We start from the raw sequence: 19733 nt of genomic DNA on the forward strand, positions 1-19733 counted from the left end.
TTTAATCCCCAAATAATTATCCAATGTAGATAATTATTAAATTTTTTTGCTTGATTACAAACCGCTCGGTCTTTTATTGCGAGAAATATTGAGTTATGTTGAAGTTTTACTACAATCCTATTTCACCTAATGCGCGGCGTGTATGGCTAACTTTGCTAGAAAAAGAAATTGCTTTTGAGTCGATATTGATGAATTTAGATGGCGATCAATTACAAGCAGAATTTTTAACCGTTAATCCTTTTCATCATATTCCCGTGCTAGTTGATGATGGTTTCCAAATAGTCGAATCCCTAGCAATTATGGACTATTTAGAAGCAAAGTATCCGACACCTTCACTGCTACCTAAAGAGCCGCAAGCTTTAGCAAAAGTGCGAATGGTGCAGTATGTGACGGCTAATGAATTATTTCCCCAAATAGTCTCATTAATTTATGAAAATGCAGACTCACCGCAATTTCTTCAAGCCAAACAGCATATAGATAAAGTGCTGTTATTTTTGACAAAGGTATTAGATAATTCTCTCTACTTTGGCAGTGAACAGTTAACTTTAGCAGATATTGTTGCTGGTACTGCTGTACCTTCTTTACCAAGTTTAGGCATTAACTTGAATCATTATCCCAAAATAAATGAATGGACTGAGCGACTGATGCAACGTCCAGTCTGGCAGAAAACAAAATTGAGTGCTGATGACTTTGAACAGTTCAAGCGGCGAGTCAGAATTTTGGTAAAGTTGCGTAGGCGCAAGTTAAATCAGGGAAAGTAATGATTTGGAGATGCGATCGCTATTTTGTAAGGCTAGTCTGACAGGCTGCATAAACTCATAACCCCACACCTATTGATTGAGTGGAGGGATGAAACACTCACACCAAAAGGAAAACGGTTATGAAAACACATATTTTATTGAGCCTTGCTTGTTCTCTGTCTTTGTTTGGCGCACTCATATCACCTGCTCATGCTCAACAAGCCGCGACTGTAGAAGCTCAAGCACAAGCAGTCAGTTCCGAAATCACCATTCCCCAAGATACGGCAATTATCGTTTCTTTTCCTGCTACTGTTACCGTAGATGTGGGAAATAAGAAAGATTATCCTCTAACTCTTCCTTTAGCTAGTGCAATTAAAGATGCTCAAGGTAATACTCTCGCTCCTGAAAATACCCCTGTAAGTATAGTTTTACAACCAAAAGAAGGGGGAGCAAAAATTGTGGCACAGTCTCTAGTAATTAACGGACGAATTGTCACAATTAAAGCCGCTAGTCAAGTTATTCCTGGTACTACCATTACTCATAAGCGAGCTAATGATAAAGCAGTTGAAAATGGTTCTGTTTGGGGGCGAATTGGCGGTAGTACTTTAGGCTTTTTAAGCCAAGGAGATCCTGAGCAATTTGATCGAGGAGCCATGTTAGGAAGTGCTGTGGGATTACTAACAGGCTTGCGTTCCGCAGAAAATACCCGGATTGTGCAAATTCCTCAAAGCAGTGTTTATGTCTTATCCCTTGAGGCTCCTATTAGTTTAACTCCTCGTTAATGTCAGAAAACTACAGCAAAATAACTGGAAAATTTTAAACTGATTGCAAGATAGCTAAACGAAAATTATGCCGATTTTCAACCATCAAATATTTTTCTTGTAATGGTTGCCACTGATGCCATAATTGGTAACGATTTTCTGCTAATAAATTCGCAAGTGTGGGCAGATGAGTATTAAATTCTGACTTAAATATATCTGTCAGCCACTCACCCATGACTACACTGTCTTGAATGCTCCCTAAAATGTCTTGTATGCTTTTGATCTCTGCAAGATAAGTTGCGTAAGATTCAGGATATAAGTCAGCAAATAACTCCATTTGATAACGCATACGTTTTGCTTGTTTGCGTAAGTCATGAATGGTATCACCTTTACTAGTTAAATGTTGTTCTATTTTTTCGGCTTTCCAATCACTGCGAATCTGCACTTCCGACTCGACAATTTGAGTTCCCACTAGCCATCCTGGATGTAGAAAGAAAATACTAACTTCAGGTAACAGTAAATCTGGTAGTACTTGCTGAATTGGCAGAGATGCTAAAGATTGATGGCTAGGCTTTTCTAACCATTCTTCTAAGGTTTGCTTGAAAGATTTATATGGATCATCTTTGAGTGTATTCAACACATCAGCTAATGCAGCTTCTCGCTGTTCTGCTAAAGCATTAAATACTTTATGGAGAGATTTATTTTCTTTATTTGGTAGCTTTGGTTGGTAGAGATTCTCTAAATTTTCTTTGAGTACATCTAAGTCCCGTAAGCTACCAAGACGACGAGCAATTTTGCCAATGTTTTTATCACTGGCTGGCTTTGGCAAATTGAGTACTAAATCAAATCTACTAACTGCGGTGCGGAGGCGGCGCATCCCAACACGCATTTGGTGTAGCGCTTCGGGGTCTTCATCTTTTTTAACAGTTTTTTCGTATTTTAAAGTTTTACTAAAATACTTTTGAATCGCTTGGTAAGCGTATTCTCCTAGAGTTTTTACTGTGGGTTTTGTAGCTATTTTCATAATTAATAGCAATTAGATACTGAGTTGGATTATTGCATAATAGCATTAGTTAAAAATGTATATCTATCTTTTGATATGCTTTTTAAACTTACAGTTATGACAATAGGTGTTTATGTTAACATTAGATATTGATTATTTGTAACAGAATATAATTAAAACTTGCCTCAAAATTGAAATATTAGCTATTAGGAATAATTTTAACTACATATAAAAATTTATTATTCTGCTGTCAACAACCTCAAGACTTAAATTTGCAGTTTAATTTACTTAATCAATAAAAATGAATGTCACAGCAAGATAACTTGCTATGTCATCAGGAATAAATGACTAAAAATTTTATGAGATATTTAATATGAGATTTGGGATGATGATATTCTCATTAGCTTAAAGGTTGGTAGAAATCGCTTGTACAGGACAAGTCGGAATACACTGTTCACAGACAATACAGCGCGATCGCGTGAATGTTAACTTATATGTCTCTGGGTGCAAACTCAGTGCTTCTGTGGGACATACTCCAGTACACAAACCACAGTCAACACATATATCTTCATCAATAGCAATTTCTCCTAAACTCGAAGACACACCAATATGGCGCGATCGCATCCATTCAATTGCTGCATCTAACTGATCAATATCTCCCGATAGTTCTACCACCAGTTTACCAATTTGATTGGGGGCAACTTGGGCGCGGATAATATTGGCAGCTACATTAAAATCTTTTGCCAGTACATAAGTTACAGGCATTTGAATGGCACGTTTGGGAAATGTTAGGGTAACTCGTTTTTTCATAGGTTTAACAGAGACTTGTCGAGGTTTAAGCAAGCTGAAGCGGACATACAAAGAGAAAGCGATAAACTAGCATAGTGGCAATAGTTAATCAGTATAAATAAATTTGCTATGACGACAGAAACACCCGTTAATTCTCCCGCCAAGCCGGAATCTAAATTTGGGGCGCGTTTGAGAAACTTCTTAATTGTAATAGTAGCGATCGCCCTTAGCGTTGCCCTCTTCTTAGGGTTAAGAACTGAAAGTAATTCCATTTCCGTTTCAGAGTTGGGTAAAAACTCTACCCCTCTAGATGTTGCGTTGAGTAACGGTAAACCATCCATAGTTGAGTTTTACGCTGACTGGTGTACTGTCTGCCAAAAAATGGCACCAGACATGGCACAACTAGAACAGCAGTATGCCGATCAAGCTAATTTTGTCATGCTGAACGTAGATAATAACAAGTGGTTGCCAGAAATGTTGAAATATCGTGTAGATGGCATTCCCCATTTTGTCTTCTTAACTAAAGGTGGAGAAAGCATAGCCCAGGCGATCGGTGATATACCCCGTACTATTATGGGCAATAATATCGAAGCATTAGTGGCTGGTACACCTTTACCTTATGCCCAGGCAAATGGTAAAACTTCTAAAGTTTCCACACCCATTGCACCAAAAGGCCAAGATGATCCTCGCAGTCATGGTAGTCAAGTAGTCAACTAGTTGTGTTCATCTAAATTTTGAAAAATAGTGTGAGACTATTAGCAAATTCAATTTACATAATAATTAAAATGTGTTAATAATTTGCTCAACAAAACTCTTCCTGTTTTGTTCGCCTAGATTCTCACCAGCAACAAATCAACATTATTTGAGCATATTTAACTTTTCACTATAGAGGTGCTTGTGATTGCAGGCATCTCTATAGTTTTTGCATTGTTATTATCAGCATATTTGCTTGTTTTCATTTCTACCTAGTTTTTAGGTGATTTTAAAATTATTTTTTACTTGTTGTATATATCTAGTCTTAAATACAGCAATAGTACTATAATCTTTGTTTAATCAACTAATTGATGTGTTTCCTCACCTTATTTGCTTGGGTTTAAAAACTTAAATTTTGTCAAAAATACCTTGTAAAAATATGCGATTAGGAATCAAATTTTCTCCTCCAACTAAAATAAAAAGTGGTAGTGCTTATACTTTTGCTACTAACTTAATTCCTGTTTTGTATAAACAAAATCCTGATCTCAAAATATTTACAGCAAGTCCGCAGGTATTTTCTGAACTAGAAGGCTTATTCATTAACTATACAGAAAATCCATTTTGGCAATCATCTCCTACAAAAAAAATAGCTACTTGGCTATACCAACAAGTAACCTTAGAACATCAACTAATCCAGGAAAAAGTTGATACTTTATACTGTCCTTTCAATTATGAATCTTTACTCTGGACACGTAAAATACCTCAAGTAATTACTGTTCATGACTTGATTCCTTTAATGTGGCAAGAAGATTTTAAGGCAACTTCAACTCTTTGGAAATATCTTTATATCCCAGCAATTAAAAATGCCAAAGCTATTATTACAGAATCAGAAAATACCAAAAGAGATATTCTAAAATTCTGTAATATTTCACATGAAAAAATCTTTGTCATTCCTATAGGATTTACCTTTAAAGAAATTAAATCAGAAGATTGTAGCTACAAACAAGAGCCTTATATACTTTATGTTTGTAGCACTCATTATCCTTATAAAAACTTACCCAAATTATTCACAGCTTATCAGGCAATTCATCATAATATTCCTCATAAACTGGTCATTGTTGGTAAATCAATAGCACGATTTACTCCACAAATTAAAGCCCAAATTTCCGAACTGGGTTTGTCAGAAAAAATAGTTTTAAGAGAGAATCTTTCGGATACAGAATTAGCAATAATTTATAAAAATGCTGATTTGTTTGTTTACCCCTCGCTTTATGAAGGTTTCGGTATACCACCTCTAGAAGCTATGTCTTATGGTGTTCCTGTTATAGCTTCGGGTGTAGCATCCATACCAGAGGTGTGTGGAGATGCTGCTTTATATATTGAGCCTCATTCTGTGGAAAGTATAGCGGATGGTATTGTTAAAGGACTAACTGACTCTGATTTAAGACAAAAGCTAAAAATAGCAGGGCAAGAGAGAGTTAAATTATTTAATTGGGAAACCTCTGCTGAGAAAATATTAGAAGTTTGTCAAATAGTCAGTCAATCAACTTAAGACTTTGGGAATAAAATTTTCAGTTATCTTTTACACCAATACAAATAAACCAGTAGAATACCTGAAGGTATTCTACTGGTTTCAACAAAAGCTTTGGATAAACAAGGAATGATTGAAAATAGTTTTTCGCTATTTTATTAAAGACATCTTATTTGGCAATCCTAGATGTTATTGACTTAACCGCCTGCAACAGCGGGGACAATACTCACTTCGTCACCATCTTTTAATGGTGTCTCTGTTCCATCTAAAAAGCGAATATCTTCACTATTTACATACAAATTTAAAAAACGTCGTGGTTGTCCTTGTTCATCACACAAGCGAGATTTGATACCAGGACAGTTGGTTTCTAGAGAATCGAACAACTCAGAAATATTATTACCACTGCATTCTATGACAGCTTGATTATCTGTGAACTTTTGGAGAGCAGTAGGGACTAAAACAGTAACAGCCATATTTGAAGTGTGAAGTGTGAAGTGTGAAGTGTGAAATCAAGCTTTTCAGCTTTTACCCTTGATAACTTTAGACTAGAACTTGTTGCCATTCTAAGCGGTCAAGGGTGCGAGAACGTTCTAGCGCACGTTCAAAGCTATCGAGTTTGGCATCAATTGTCAACGGTTCGCCAACGTAGCCTTGAACTGCTTCTTGGGTTTTCAAACCATTCCCAGTGATATAAACCACAGTAGTTTCATCTGGATCAATTTTGCCAGCTTCTACCAATTTTTTCAGCACGGCTACGGTTGTACCACCAGCTGTTTCTGTAAATATACCTTCGGTTTCTGCCAACAGCTTGATGCCTTCAATAATTTCTGCATCAGTGACTGATTCTATATTACCGCCTGTCTTCTTAGCAATTTCCACAGCATATACACCATCTGCGGGATTACCAATTGCGATCGATTTAGCAATTGTATTTGGTTTCACAGGTTTAATGAAGTCGCGGTCTTCTCTAAATGCTTGGGCGATGGGAGAACAACCTTCAGCTTGCGCGCCGCTGAAGCGAACATTTTTACCTTCTACCAAACCAACTTCTACAAATTCTTTGAAGCCTTTATAGATTTTGGTAAACAGCGAACCAGAAGCCAAAGGCGCAACTATATGATCTGGGAGTTCCCAACCGAGTTGTTCTGCAACTTCAAAGCCAAGAGTTTTGGAACCTTCAGAATAATAAGGGCGCAGATTGATGTTCACAAAGCCCCAACCATGTGTGTTTGCAACTTCCGAACACAGGCGGTTTACTTGATCATAGTTGCCTTTGACAGCCATAAGAGTAGGACTGTAAATCAAGCTGCCTAAGACTTTACCTGCTTCTAAGTCGGAGGGGATGAAAACGCAGCAGTCTAAACCTGCATGGGCTGCGATCGCAGCTGTAGAATTTGCTAGGTTGCCAGTGCTGGCACAAGATACTGTAGTAAAACCTAACTCTCGTGCGCGAGACAGCGCCACAGATACCACCCGATCCTTGAAGCTGAGGGTGGGCATGTTGACGGCATCATTTTTAATGTAAAGCTTGTTGAGACCCAGGCGACGCGCCAAACGTTGGGAACGCACCAAAGGAGTCATCCCAGTTCCCACGTCAATTACATTGTCAGTTGCAACAGGTAAAAATTCACGATAGCGCCAAATTGAATTTGGCCCGGCTTGAATTTTTTCGCGGCTCACACTCAGGCGGATATTGTCATAGTTATATTTCACTTCCAACGGCCCAAAGCAAAACTCACAAACATGACTGGCTTTGAGTTCGTATTCCGCGCCACATTCCTTACACTTCAAAGCTTCTAAGGTGGCTGTGGTTGTTTGGGTGTGTGTGGAGGTTGCCTGAGTCATAGCGATCGCTTTCCCTGTTTGTCCATCAACTGTCGCTTGATAGTATCACGAGTAAAAATACCAGTCAAACATACCCGATAAAAATAGTCGGATATGCTTGAGCTATCTACAAATTTCTTGAGCAAGCAAAAACTTGTTGATGAACACTCAGTATTACGATATTGCCATATCAACGAAGTATAAAAAATTGGATTTGTCTTAATTATGACTTAGTAAAAAATACTGGATACCTTTGAGTATGAATTTTTGGTATACCAGTATTTCGACTGTTTTTTAATTCCAGAGGCTTGATTTAAGGTTGTTATTGTTACGCAACATTGGTGTAACCAGTAATAGCCAAAGTGTCGGTAAATTAGACGGAATCTAAGTAAAATCTGTAACTCATAACAAATTAGGATTACATCACATTCAGAATTGAATAATTCAATTCCAGCATTTATATCGACTCTCACCGAAATTAACCAGATTGCACCGTATTTAGCGACTACACCCAATGAAATCTCGTTATCAAATTAAAAAGCCTAAAAACTGCATATTTCGCAATACTTTAGTGGTAACAGTATTTTTAGCTAACGGGTTTTTTTTGGTCTCCCCAGGGTTAGCTCAAACTACGCCAACCGCAGCTGGTTCAACTATTGACAACCAAGCGACAGCCACCTACGAAGACCCTAATAATCCCAATGTACCAATTAACAGTACTTCTAACACCGTAACTGTTACCATAGCGGAAGTAGCGGGGATATCTGTTGTTGCTGGTACACCTGAAGATAGCAACGGTGGAAGTGTCCAAACAGGCGATATCATATATTTTCCTTTTACAATCACTAATGTTGGTAACGACCCAACTAAGTTCCAAATTCCCACCCAATCTGGTATTACAGGCCCTGGTACACAAAGCACAATACAATATAGTACCGACGGTGGCACAACATGGACAAATGTTCCCAATGGTGGCTTCACTACACCTTCCATCCCTGTCAACGGAACTATACAGGTACGAGTACCAGTCACAGTCAATTCCAGTGTAACATCAGGTCAAACCATCAAAGTTACTCTAGGAGAAACTAACCCTGCTGACACCGCAACAAACTCACCTCGTACCGGGTCAGTTAATGATGCTAGAGATATTTACACAGTAGATAATGCAGATGGTACACCGGAAGAAGTAACAGGTACGCCTGCCAACGGTGTAGTAGAAGGCAGTGCATCCGCCAGCATTACCATTAATCCGAAAAATTATTCGTTAGCTACCATCTTCAAAACGCGTGGTACTTATGACAATAAAAATACTTTTGGAGATATAACAGACGATACCATCAACTACAACTTAAGTTTGCAAGTTAGGTCTACTGACAATACAGGACAAAACATCACTCCTTCAGCTTTAGCTGGTTCTGATGTACCTGGTCTGGCGGGTAAAAATATCTTAGTTTCCGATGCTATTCCGCCTGGGACACAACTAGCAGTTGCACCAACTGCGCCCAGTGGATGGACTGTCGTTTATTCCACTACGGCTGTCAGCACATCAGCAAATGCAGCCACTTGGACAACTACAGCACCTACTTTATCTACAGTCACTCGTGTTGGTTTTATTAAACCCACTACAGATGGTAATCCAGTCACTTACCTTGCTGCGGCTGATGCACAATTAACTTCATTCTCCATCCAGCTAAAAGTTAAAAACGGAGAGACTCCACCTCTCACCATAGCCAACATCGCCCAAGTATTTGGTAAAACGCCAGAAACAGATGCGCCTGTGTTAGATGAGTCTGGTGATCAAAATCCCAGTAACTTTAATGGAATTTCCGGTAACATGACACCCCCATCAAACACAGACACGAATGGAGATGGTGTACCAGATCAGTTACCACCCACTGTACCTGATGGTTATATCAATAACCAAACTGATTTAGAAACAACGGGAACTGATACTGCTGGCAATAATACTGGTGATAGTAATAACACAACTGCCAACTCTGGCGGTGAAGCCAACGTATTCACACTCGATGCTGTTTTACTGCTCAATGGGCCTAACGGTTCTCCGGAAGCAGTAGGGCCGAGTAATAACAATGATGACTTCACTAATAAATCTTCTGATGTTCCTGCTAATACAACTCCAGGTTCAACATTTGATCCAGACCCTGTGACTTTTACTAACACCATTAGGAATACAGGAAATCAACCAGCCAATATCTCTTTATTACCTACACTACCAGCTAACCCAAATGACTTGCCTAACGATACAGTTGTGACTATATCTGCTAACAATGGTACAACATCTGCTACTTATAAATACAATAACGGTGTATTTACGTTTATAAGCGGCACTGGTATTGTAGGAGGAAACCCAGTTAGTTCCACAAATCCTGTACGCATTGATGGAGTAACATCAAATGGAACGGCTAACTATACTGTCACTATTAACTTACCTACAGATACTCCACTTTCCACCGATCCTGGTATTGAACACGGTTTCCCTGTACCAATTACAGCATTTATAGACACTGATGGTGATGGTTTGGCAGTCGATGAGCGAGCGACAAACATCACAATTAATCGCGTCTACACTGGTTTCTTGCAACTAATCAAACAGTCACGAGTTTTACAAGGAACTGGCCCAGCCGTTCAAGGTACTGATGGGACTTTGAGTACAACACCAAAAAAACCAGCACCAGGAAACATTATTGAGTACGTGATTCAGTACAAAAATATTTCTGAACAACAGCCTGCGAGTGGTAGCAATAATGTCATTTTGAATGCTTCCCAAGTGGTGATTACAGAAGATGGCACTGTAACTCCGAATAATTGGGCAAAAGATAATGATGGCAACGCTGCAATTGATACTAGCCATATTTCTGGATCAGCGCAAGATTCTGGCGGAACAATAACATTCTTTAGTGGTAATCCTGCTACTACTTCTGCTACTAACACAACTAGCGGTACTACTGTGACTACTGATGTCACTAAATATGTAGACACCGTTAATAGTAATGTTCCTCCTGGTACGACGGGAACCTTTACCTTTCAACGCAAAGTTAACTAATAGTAATTGATCAGGGTGACTACAATGAAACAAATTTTAATGACGGGAATAGGGGCAAGTTTATTGTTGACTACAGCCTCATTTATCAGTAATTTACCATATGCTTGGCAAACTAACAGAGCAGTTGCCCAAAACCCTACAAAACAACAGGCTTTAAAGTTAGTTTTAGCAGCAGAAAAGCAAGTATTAATTAAGGATGAACAAAGCAAGCCAAAAATAACATGGCAAGCTTTGAATGATAAAGCAACTGTCAAACCAGGAGATATATTACGCTATACCTTGACTGGTGAAAATACAAGCGATCGCCCGCTAAAAAATTTAAATCTCAATCAACCTATTGCCAAAGGAATGATTTATGTTTTGAAATCAGCTAATTTTACTGGTAATGCCAAAATTAGCTACAGCATTGATGGCGGACGCAGTTTTGTAGAAAACCCCACAATTAAAGTTACTTTGCCTAACGGCAATATCTCAACTCAACCTGCACCAGCCAAGGCTTATACACATATTCGCTTTTATAGCCCAGTAATCGCAGCCAAAACTACACTCAAAGTCACCTATCAAACGCAGGTACGTTAAACAATAAATCAAAAAAAATTAATTTGGATAATTCATCACTTTTTTATTATTTAGCCTTTACAACTCAAATATTAATTTTTAGAATGTAAATCCATCTACTAAAAATGGCATTTCAAACAAATGAAGTTAGTCAGTATTGCAAAAAAGCAAAAACAGATTATTTTTAGTAGTAAATGGCAACATAAATTGTCTAGCATTATTGTGGCAATTAGTTTCTTATCTACCAATTTACCTTTCAAAGCAACGGCACAACAAGCAAGTAATAATATTGTTAACCAAGCTGGTTACACTTATACAGATTCAAGTAATAATAAGAAATATCAAGGAATTTCTAGTGAACTGCAACTATTAACTGATATTATTATTTCCAGTAGCAAATCAGGCAGAATTTTAGGTTGTGCTGGCACAACATTGTCTGACTATACAGGTTTCTCAGTAGGTTTATATGAAGCTGACATTACTGATCCAACAGGTACAGAATTAGGCAAAATAGTATCTTTAATTCGCACAGAGTTACCGGATGTTCCAAATAATAATCTGCCTGGTGGACAAACCCCAAATATTGAAAATTCTAATCCTTTTTTCTTGAGAAATAGTCCAGCAGGTGTTTACAATCTGCTGCTTGATCCAAATAGAGGTCAAACTGAGGTTGGTAAAACTTACATTTTGGTAGTCAATCCACCACAAAATTCCAGTTACCAACAACGGCGAATTAAAATTCAGATTACTGGTGTTGATAGCACTAATAAAAACAATGTTAAATATGTAGCAGCTTCTTTGGATGGAGAACCTTTGAATAGTACAGGTGCAACCAGAGTTGAAGACACATTAGTTATGGTTGCGAATGCAGAAGTTAACCAACGTAGTTTATTAGCTTTGGCATTTACAGCTAATTTATGTACAGCACAGCAATTACAGATTATTAAAACAGGCGATCGCGCCACGGCGGAACCAGGGGATACAGTTATTTACCGCATATCTGTGAAAAACTTATCTGATTCTGGTTTAAATAACTTAGTTGTTACTGATAACTTGCCTTTAGGCTTTCATTTCATTAACAAATCTGTACGCGGTGAGTTGGATGGTCAAGCAGTTAACATTACCACAGAGCGCAATGGTAATACAGTTATCTTCCGCACAGATGTGACAATTCCATCTCAAAAAGTGGTGAATATTGCCTACGCTGCCCAACTCACACCTGATGCAGTGCGGGGGACTGGTCGCAATAGTGCGATCGCGCGTGTACTCAGAACTGACAATAGCCTAGCAGCCAAGGATGGCCCAGCAACGCACCAATTAGTCATTCGACCGGGGATTGTTGCTGACTGCGGCACAATTATCGGTCGTGTATTTGAAGATAAAAACTTTGACGGTGAACAGCAAAATGGTGAACCAGGAATTCCCAATGCTGTAATTTTTCTGGAAAACGGTAATCGCATCACCACAGATCCCAATGGCTTGTTTTCTGTCGCCAATGTTTTGCCAGGCAGCCATACAGGAGTACTCGACCTCAGCAGTATTCCTGACTATACCTTAGCTCCCAACCGCAAATTCCGCGAACGCAATACGCAATCTCGCTGGGTGCGTCTAGAACCTGGCGGCTTAGTCAGAATGAACTTTGCTGTCACCCCCAGCAGGAGTAAATAAAGTATGAAACCTCAACTACACGGTGTAACTACCTTTAATCTCAGGCTGATGGGTGCTGTAGCAGGTGCAATCAGCGTTGTTTTGTATCCGGCTGTTGTTAAAGCCCAAACATTCATTCCGCAAACAGAAAATAGTGTCCAGAATCAGTTTCCCTCTACTTCTACCTTAGCCGCAGCAGAGCATCAGACTTCTGTGAATACATTTAGAGAAGTTGATGAACTTTCTCAGCCAAATCCTTTGTTACAAGACAATCAGATTGATAGTTCCTTGCCAAATATTAACGAACTGACCGCGGTTGAGCCTACTGTCACAACAACCGGCATACAACCATTTCAACCTGCAACTGATATTCAAATTCCTAAAAACTTACGTAAAATTGCGGCATCTGTAGACAATCAAAATACAACCATCAAAATTCTTAACCCATCTACTGATAGTGTTGTGGATATTCCTGCGGCTAACGTGAGTGTGCAATTTCCTAGTGGTAGTCAGATAGAATTGCGCGTCAATGGCGTATTGGTAGATTCTTCATTAGTTGGACAAACAGAAACTGATAGTCAGACCAATTTAGTCACACAGACATGGTATGGTGTCTCACTCCAAGCCGGAGAAAATATCATCTCTGCACAAGAAGTTGGAAAACCAGAATCATCTGTAAAAGTAAGGATAATAGTGCGGAGTGCGCCAAAAAAACTCACACTAGAAACAGTAGAAGCTCGTATTCCTGCTGATGGACGTTCAACTGCAACTATCCGTGGTGAATTAATAGATGAAAATGGCAATCGCTCTAACCACGATGCTGTTGTGACTTTGATACCGACGGCGGGAGAATTAATCGGGAAGGACTTCAAACCTGATGAACCAGGATTTCAGGTAGAAGCGAAAGCTGGGGAGTTTACCGCCACATTGCGTTCTGATTTAAAAGCCCAAACAGTCCGTATTCGCGCCGCAGCCAATGATTTAGAAGCTTTTACCCAACTGCAATTTGAAACAGCCTTGCGTCCCAGTTTATTAACTGGCGTTATCGATGTCCGTTTAGGTGCGAGAGGTACAGATTATTACAGTAGTTTTCGAGATTTTGTCCGTCCTGACAAAGATACCAGCACTCAATTAGATTTTCACTCAGCGATATTTGCCACAGGTGCAATAGGCGAATGGTTATTTACAGGTGCATATAACAGTTCCCGGACTCTCAACGAAGATTGTAACTGCGACAACCGTCTATTTAGAAACTACCAATTTAACGAACAAAATTATCCTGTTTATGGTGATAGTTCCCGAACTGATGTTGTTGCACCTTCCATTGATAGTGTATTTTTGCGGTTTGAACGTACTTCTAAAACTCCCAATGCTGCTCCTGATTATTTGATGTGGGGTGATTATGACACAGAAGAGTTTGCCCGAACATCCCAACAATTTACTTCTATCACTCGTCAATTACATGGGTTTAAAGCCAACTATAACTTTGGGAATCTGCAATTTACAGGCTTATATGGCAATAATCTAGAAGGCTTTCAAAGAGACACCATTGCACCTGATGGTACGAGTGGTTATTACTTCCTATCTAGAAGGTTAGTCATCGCTGGTAGTGAAAATGTCTTTCTAGAATTAGAAGAACTAAATCGTCCTGGCACTGTATTGGAGCGTAAACAACTCAGTCGCGGCCCAGACTACGAAATTGATTATGATCGCGGTACATTAATTTTTCGTGAACCGATTCTTCGTACAGATATAGATAGTACTGGACAAGTCTTAGCCAGACGCATTGTAGTGAGCTATCAATATGAAAGCCAAGATTCTGACAGTAATATTTATGCAGGTCGATTACAATATCATTTTTCCCGCGGCTTGAACCAAGAAAGTTGGTTAGGTGCGACTTTCGTCCAAGAAAATCAAGGAGTACGGGATTTTCAACTGTATGGTGCAGATGCACTGATTTCTTTAGGTAGTAATGGCAGGCTAATTGCTGAATATGCTCATTCGATGAATGATTCAGAAGTGATTGGTAAAGTCAGTGGTGCCGCTTACCGTCTAGAAGCCGAGGGACAAATTAGCAATGCTATTCAAGGACGTGCTTATTATCGATTTGCTGATACAGGCTTTGCCAATAATGCCACCATTAGCTTTGTACCTGGACAAACTCGCTATGGTGGACAAGTCACAGCGAGAGTCTCACAAACAACTAATTTTCGGGCGCAATATGACCATGAAGATAATTTTGGTATTGCACCCCAACCGCTAGATACTTTTGAAGAACTATTTGCACCACGTTCGGAAGCTACACCAGGGAGTCAAGTTGATAACTCCTTGACAACAATTTCCGCTGGGATTCAACAACGCTTGGGTAAGGCTACTGTTGACGTTGATTGGATTCATCGCCATCGAGAAGATCGGATTCCAGTGAATGCTTTAACGAGTGATTCTCATCAATTGCGATCGCGTTTTTCCTTGCCAATCGCCAAAAACCTGACTTTCGCCGCCCAAAATGAACTCACCCTATCTTCCAGTGCAGATACTGTTTATCCAGACCGTACCATCTTGGGTTTGAATTGGGCTGCTATCCCTGGCGTGAATATCAGTCTCGCTCAACAGTTTTACAGTAGTGGTCAACAAAGTGGCAATGCCATCACCAGTTTAAGCATCAATGGTGAACATAAACTCGGCACAGATACAACTTTGACAGCACGTTACTCAATTTTAGGAGGTGCTAACCAACTCACAACTCAAGGGGCTATTGGCCTAAATAACCGTTGGACGATCGCTCCTGGTTTACGGTTGAATCTGGCTTATGAACATGTATTTGGCAACTTCTTCAACCGCACCGGCGCAGGACAACAATACGCCCAACCTTTTACAGTCGGTCAAGCTGCTTCATCTATTGGGTTTGAGAGTGGCGATAGTTACAGCGCTGGCTTAGAATACAGTGATAACCCTGAGTTTCAAGCCAGTGCGCGTTATGAACATCGGACTTCTGCTAGTGGCTCTAATACAGTAATTTCGGCAGCAGCCACAGGCAAAATTTCGCCAGCACTGACAGCGTTAGCACGTTATCAACAGGCAAACTCAGCTAATCAAAAACTCACAGGCTTGGGTGATACGGTGAACCTGAAATTGGGTTTAGCTTACCGTGACTCCAGCAATGATAAATTTAATGCTTTGCTGCGGTATGAATACCGAGAAAATCCAGCGGTGATTCCTGACACGATTTTGTTAGGTAGTGGTACAGGCTCTCAAGACCATACTTTTGCTCTAGAAACCATCTATGCACCCAACTGGCAATGGGAATTTTACGGTAAATACGCTTTGCGGAACAGTACATCTTACCTAGCCAACGATTTAGTAGGTACTAGTACCGTTAACTTGGGGCAATTGAGAGCTACATACCGCTTGGGATACAAGATGGATTTAGTGGGAGAGGCGCGTTGGATAGGGCAAGGTAATTATAGTGAGACAGGCTTTGTTGTCGAAACTGGTTACTACTTATCGCCTAACCTGCGTTTAGCAGCTGGATATGCTTTTGGGAGAGTTGATGACCGAGATTTTTCCGGTGTGCGTTCTGCTGGTGGCCCTTATTTGGGTTTAACGTTGAAACTCAACGAATTATTTGAAGGTTTTGGACAGCAGAAAATCCCGCCACCACAGCGTTAGAGCCTGGAAATCTAGCTTTTTAACTAATTGGTGGTAGATTTAGCGAGACTTTGGGAAATCTAAAAGCTAAAGACTTGGTAAATGAGTTAGTCATTTTTCGCCAATAGTATTTCTGAGTATACCGGGAATTTAGTGGTGCGATCGCGATCATTCAATCGACATCAGGAGCTAATAACACAGCAATGTATTTACTGTACAGACGAAAATGCTATCAGAGATTATTCAACAGTTTAGGATTATCACTATTAGCCCTGAGTGTTTGCTCGCAAACTGTCCGAGCCGAAGGAAGCCGCACCCTTTATCCTAGTGGAGCTACTGGTAATCGCGCTAACATCGAATGGCGTAATAGTACTTATGGTAATTTAGTACAGCGTCGTACCTTACTCAAAGTCTACGCGCAGGCTGGTGAATATATTCTCATGGGGTCTTCGGCGGTCAAAGTTAATAGTGGCAATATTCGGGTATTTAATCCTGGTGCTGTGACCGGTTCAGTTGGTAACGAAACAATTCCTACTTCCGCAGATTTTAGCTGTGCCGCCCAAACAGGAACAAACACAGGTAAAATTACCAGTCGGACTCTAGAGTTAGCCGGGCCACGTTCTGCTGATGGTACAGGTAACACTAGTGGTTATATACCTTGTGTTTATCAAGCGCCAACAACTGGCGTTTATACTATCGTTTTTTCTGGCCCATCAGGAGAAAACTCTAACAACGAAACAGCCTCCACAGGTGACATTGAGTTAACTAGTGCCGACAATTTTAATAGTAAGCAAACTACCAGTGTTGCAGCTTGGGATGTCACAGTCCGTAGCAGTGCAAGCTCAACAACAGATATCAACGGCAGGTTATTCACTTACTATTTTGCCTTTTTTACTGGTGATAACGGTCGATATCTCAATTTTCCCGTTTATCCAGTCACGACAGATGGCTACCAATATGAAATCAAGCTCAGAGGTACAGACCCGAATGGATTCATTCTTTACGGCAACCAAGTAGGATTTTATGATAGCGATGGTAAGACACCCCTCTATCATGATGTTCTGGCCAAAGATAATACCCTGAGTCCCGTAGAAGCGGGTACTAGCTTATCTCGTCCACAATATGCCACATTTTTGAATCCTTTAGATACTCAAACACTGTCATCTATTGATCGCTACAGGCCAGATGGCACGTTGGATGGTACTGGTGTTCCTCTTATACCTACTGTACCCAGTGTAGATAGTTTGAATTTTCTGGGTACAGCCAGTGGCAATACAAGTTCTTTAGGTACAGGCGGTACTTTTACTTTTAACACCAACATCACAGGTAACTACGAAATTGTTATTAGTAGAGATAGCTCAGATTTTGACCCCACTAACAGCCAAAACCGTGTGCTGAGAGGTGTGATGAACACATCCGGCCTACAGTCTGTTAGTTGGAATGGTAAAGATAATAGCGGTGATAATTTCCCAGTAGGTACTAATTATCAAGTCCGCGTCAAAGTTCATGCAGGTGAATACCACTTTCCTTTACTGGATGCAGAGAATAATTTTTCGGGTGGGCCGACCATTACAATGCTGAACAGCAGTAATCCCTTGGGAAATACCACTGTATTTTATGATGACCGCGGATATACAACCATTGGTGGGACAAATGTTGGTGTTCCAGGTAGTGTACTTTGTGGTGTTGGTCAACCAAGCCCAGCTTTTAGCAACCCGATTTCTGGGTTTAATAGCAGTAACAACGACCGGAAATTTGGTCAATTCGGTAACAATGGTAACACCAATGTAAAATGCACTGGTTCTTTTGGTGACGCGAAAGGACTAGATTTATGGACTTTTTATCCCAGTAATACGGAAACAACACCATTAAATATTATTAACTTTGGTACAACTATCTCAGGCACTTTATATCAAGATAGCGATCGCGGAGATGATTTTGATCCTGGTGAACCAACTTTACCTGCTGGGATTAATGTCAAACTAATCAAAGCTAGTGATAACTCTGTTGTGACGGTGACTAGCACAAAAGCAGATGGTACTTACGGCTTTACTGGTGTGGTAGATGGTAGTTATAAAATTCAAGTTGATACCACCAATAGCAACATTCCTGTGGGGTTTTCTTTGGGTACACCTAATGACCTAGCCGTTACCGTCTCTGGAAGTGCAATAACCAATCAAAACTTCGGCTTTGATGTTTATAAAGTCTCGCCTCAAGCCGGCAAAATTATTATTAATGAAGTGCTATATAACGAAACAGGAACAGGGAGTAGTGCTAGTACAAACGATGAGTTCATCGAACTTTATAATGCTTCTTCTTCAGCTGTTGACTTGAGTGGTGTAAAATTAGCCGATGGCAATCTGATTGCTAATAGTGTTGAGACTGCATCAAATGCCTTTAATTACACATTTCCCAGTGGGACAACTCTACAACCAGGACAATACGCTGTTATTTGGATAGGTTCTCAAAACGCTAATACTCAAGCTCCAGACGCAGCTTTTCAAGCTTGGTTAGGATTTTCGACTCGACTAACTAACGGTGGTGACGATGTCTGGTTGTACGATAGCCAGAATCAAATTATTGATTACGTTGCTTATGGTTCTGGTAATGCAATCAGCACACCTCCACCAAGTTCTCTCAATATTTGGGACAGTACTTATCAATCTTCCTTATCTGGGGCTAATGATGCTCAGTCGATTAGCTTAACCCGAAATGGTAATGATACTAACACCAGTGCTTGTTGGGAAGCAACGACTAGTGGTAACGCCAGCAGTAGGTGTCCCAGCTATCTACCAACTAGAGATACGGATAATGTAGGTACTAGAGTCACCAGTGTGGGTGTTAATAATAATGGTAGTCCCAAGGTACTGCTAGTGAAACGCATTACCCGCATTAATAGTGACGATTTAAACGATAGTGTAGATGGTGCTGGTACTGATGATAATGATTCTAAATGGCCGAGTGGTTACTTGCGAGGCAAGATAAATGCTACTGGTGTCAAGCCAGGAGATGAGGTGGAGTACACTATTTATTTTCTCTCTAACGGTAATAGTAGTGTTACTAATGTAAAATTCTGTGATTTAGTTCCAGGAAATACTACTTTTATTCCTTCAGCTTTTAATGGTCAAACTCCTAATGATGGTGTTTCAGGTGGAAACCAAGGAATTGCAATGGCTATTGGTTCTACTACACCAACTGTTTATTTGAGTAATACAGCAGATTCAGACCGGGGAGTTTTTTACCCAGCTAATGATCCAGCCACACCTACATATTGTGGTAGTAATAGTAATGGGGCTGTAGTAGTCAATGTTACCAATTCTAGTCTAACGAGCTTACCTGCGGCGACTGGACAAGGTACACCTACTAATTCTTATGGTTTTATTCGTTTCCGTGTCAAGATAAACTGACAGAATTTATACACAAAGTTTGTCTGTAGTAACTGGGTATCAGGCTGAAGAGGTGTAAGGATGTAGGT

13 protein-coding genes are annotated in these 19733 nt (G+C 40.0%); 9 read left to right on the forward strand and 4 right to left on the reverse strand.

Annotated features, from left to right (window positions below):
* Positions 1-95: 95 nt before the first annotated feature.
* Positions 96-761, forward strand: coding sequence for a glutathione S-transferase family protein (locus NCWK1_RS00820; RefSeq protein ID WP_103123381.1), 666 nt, complete (start codon positions 96-98; stop codon positions 759-761).
* Between the two features lie 119 nt (positions 762-880).
* Positions 881-1522 carry a hypothetical protein gene (locus NCWK1_RS00825; RefSeq protein ID WP_103123382.1) on the forward strand — a complete coding sequence of 214 codons (642 nt, stop codon included), beginning with the start codon at positions 881-883 and terminating at the stop codon, positions 1520-1522.
* A 34-nt stretch (positions 1523-1556) separates the two neighbouring features.
* Here NCWK1_RS00825 and NCWK1_RS00830 read toward each other — a convergent pair whose 3' ends face one another.
* Together NCWK1_RS00830 and NCWK1_RS00835 are read right to left on the reverse strand one after the other, a co-directional pair.
* Positions 1557-2525, reverse strand: a complete 969-nt coding sequence (locus tag NCWK1_RS00830; RefSeq protein ID WP_103123383.1) for a CHAD domain-containing protein — start codon at positions 2523-2525, stop codon at positions 1557-1559.
* Positions 2526-2909: 384 nt separating this feature from the next.
* The gene (locus tag NCWK1_RS00835) at positions 2910-3314 is read right to left on the reverse strand and encodes an NIL domain-containing protein (RefSeq protein ID WP_096582235.1); all 405 of its coding nucleotides are present in this window, start codon (positions 3312-3314) and stop codon (positions 2910-2912) included.
* A gap of 108 nt (positions 3315-3422) precedes the next feature.
* Here NCWK1_RS00835 and NCWK1_RS00840 point away from each other — a divergent pair, with 108 nt between their 5' ends.
* Both NCWK1_RS00840 and NCWK1_RS00845 read left to right on the forward strand, forming a co-directional pair.
* The gene (locus NCWK1_RS00840) at positions 3423-4010 is read left to right on the forward strand and encodes a thioredoxin family protein (protein ID WP_096582233.1); all 588 of its coding nucleotides are present in this window, start codon (positions 3423-3425) and stop codon (positions 4008-4010) included.
* Between the two features lie 415 nt (positions 4011-4425).
* Positions 4426-5538: a glycosyltransferase family 4 protein gene (locus tag NCWK1_RS00845; RefSeq protein WP_103123384.1), complete on the forward strand. Its 1113-nt coding sequence runs from the start codon at positions 4426-4428 to the stop codon at positions 5536-5538.
* Between the two features lie 176 nt (positions 5539-5714).
* Here NCWK1_RS00845 and NCWK1_RS00850 read toward each other — a convergent pair whose 3' ends face one another.
* Positions 5715-5990 carry a MoaD/ThiS family protein gene (locus tag NCWK1_RS00850; protein WP_096582229.1) on the reverse strand — a complete coding sequence of 92 codons (276 nt, stop codon included), beginning with the start codon at positions 5988-5990 and terminating at the stop codon, positions 5715-5717.
* A 67-nt stretch (positions 5991-6057) separates the two neighbouring features.
* Entirely contained in the window at positions 6058-7362 is a 1305-nt protein-coding gene (thrC, locus tag NCWK1_RS00855) for a threonine synthase (protein WP_096582227.1), read from the reverse strand.
* Positions 7363-7855: 493 nt separating this feature from the next.
* Between thrC and NCWK1_RS00860 the strand changes: the two genes are divergently transcribed.
* From NCWK1_RS00860 to NCWK1_RS00880, 5 genes are all read left to right on the forward strand, one after another.
* Entirely contained in the window at positions 7856-10405 is a 2550-nt protein-coding gene (locus NCWK1_RS00860) for a beta strand repeat-containing protein (RefSeq protein ID WP_103123385.1), read from the forward strand.
* A gap of 24 nt (positions 10406-10429) precedes the next feature.
* Positions 10430-10984 (forward strand): DUF11 domain-containing protein, encoded by a 555-nt coding sequence (locus NCWK1_RS00865; RefSeq protein ID WP_096582223.1) that lies wholly within the window; start codon positions 10430-10432, stop codon positions 10982-10984.
* Positions 10985-11104: 120 nt separating this feature from the next.
* Positions 11105-12631, forward strand: coding sequence for a DUF11 domain-containing protein (locus NCWK1_RS00870; protein WP_103123386.1), 1527 nt, complete (start codon positions 11105-11107; stop codon positions 12629-12631).
* 3 nt (positions 12632-12634) lie between these two features.
* Positions 12635-16279, forward strand: coding sequence for a hypothetical protein (locus tag NCWK1_RS00875; protein WP_103123387.1), 3645 nt, complete (start codon positions 12635-12637; stop codon positions 16277-16279).
* Between the two features lie 182 nt (positions 16280-16461).
* Positions 16462-19665, forward strand: a complete 3204-nt coding sequence (locus NCWK1_RS00880) for a lamin tail domain-containing protein (protein ID WP_103123388.1) — start codon at positions 16462-16464, stop codon at positions 19663-19665.
* Positions 19666-19733: the final 68 nt, after the last annotated feature.

The sequence above is a fragment of the Nostoc cycadae WK-1 genome (genome assembly GCF_002897135.1).
In the GTDB taxonomy this organism is placed as follows: Bacteria; Cyanobacteriota; Cyanobacteriia; order Cyanobacteriales; family Nostocaceae; genus Nostoc_B.

Excerpts from the sequence above, each read along its gene's own strand:
- NCWK1_RS00820 (WP_103123381.1), top strand. The coding sequence starts at position 96 with ATGTTGAAGTTTTACTACAATCCTATTTCACCTAATGCGCGGCGTGTA.
- NCWK1_RS00825 (WP_103123382.1), top strand. The coding sequence starts at position 881 with ATGAAAACACATATTTTATTGAGCCTTGCTTGTTCTCTGTCTTTGTTT.
- NCWK1_RS00830 (WP_103123383.1), bottom strand. The coding sequence starts at position 2,525 with ATGAAAATAGCTACAAAACCCACAGTAAAAACTCTAGGAGAATACGCT.
- NCWK1_RS00835 (WP_096582235.1), bottom strand. The coding sequence starts at position 3,314 with ATGAAAAAACGAGTTACCCTAACATTTCCCAAACGTGCCATTCAAATG.
- NCWK1_RS00840 (WP_096582233.1), top strand. The coding sequence starts at position 3,423 with ATGACGACAGAAACACCCGTTAATTCTCCCGCCAAGCCGGAATCTAAA.
- NCWK1_RS00845 (WP_103123384.1), top strand. The coding sequence starts at position 4,426 with ATGCGATTAGGAATCAAATTTTCTCCTCCAACTAAAATAAAAAGTGGT.
- NCWK1_RS00850 (WP_096582229.1), bottom strand. The coding sequence starts at position 5,990 with ATGGCTGTTACTGTTTTAGTCCCTACTGCTCTCCAAAAGTTCACAGAT.
- thrC (WP_096582227.1), bottom strand. The coding sequence starts at position 7,362 with ATGACTCAGGCAACCTCCACACACACCCAAACAACCACAGCCACCTTA.
- NCWK1_RS00860 (WP_103123385.1), top strand. The coding sequence starts at position 7,856 with ATGAAATCTCGTTATCAAATTAAAAAGCCTAAAAACTGCATATTTCGC.
- NCWK1_RS00865 (WP_096582223.1), top strand. The coding sequence starts at position 10,430 with ATGAAACAAATTTTAATGACGGGAATAGGGGCAAGTTTATTGTTGACT.
- NCWK1_RS00870 (WP_103123386.1), top strand. The coding sequence starts at position 11,105 with ATGAAGTTAGTCAGTATTGCAAAAAAGCAAAAACAGATTATTTTTAGT.
- NCWK1_RS00875 (WP_103123387.1), top strand. The coding sequence starts at position 12,635 with ATGAAACCTCAACTACACGGTGTAACTACCTTTAATCTCAGGCTGATG.
- NCWK1_RS00880 (WP_103123388.1), top strand. The coding sequence starts at position 16,462 with ATGTATTTACTGTACAGACGAAAATGCTATCAGAGATTATTCAACAGT.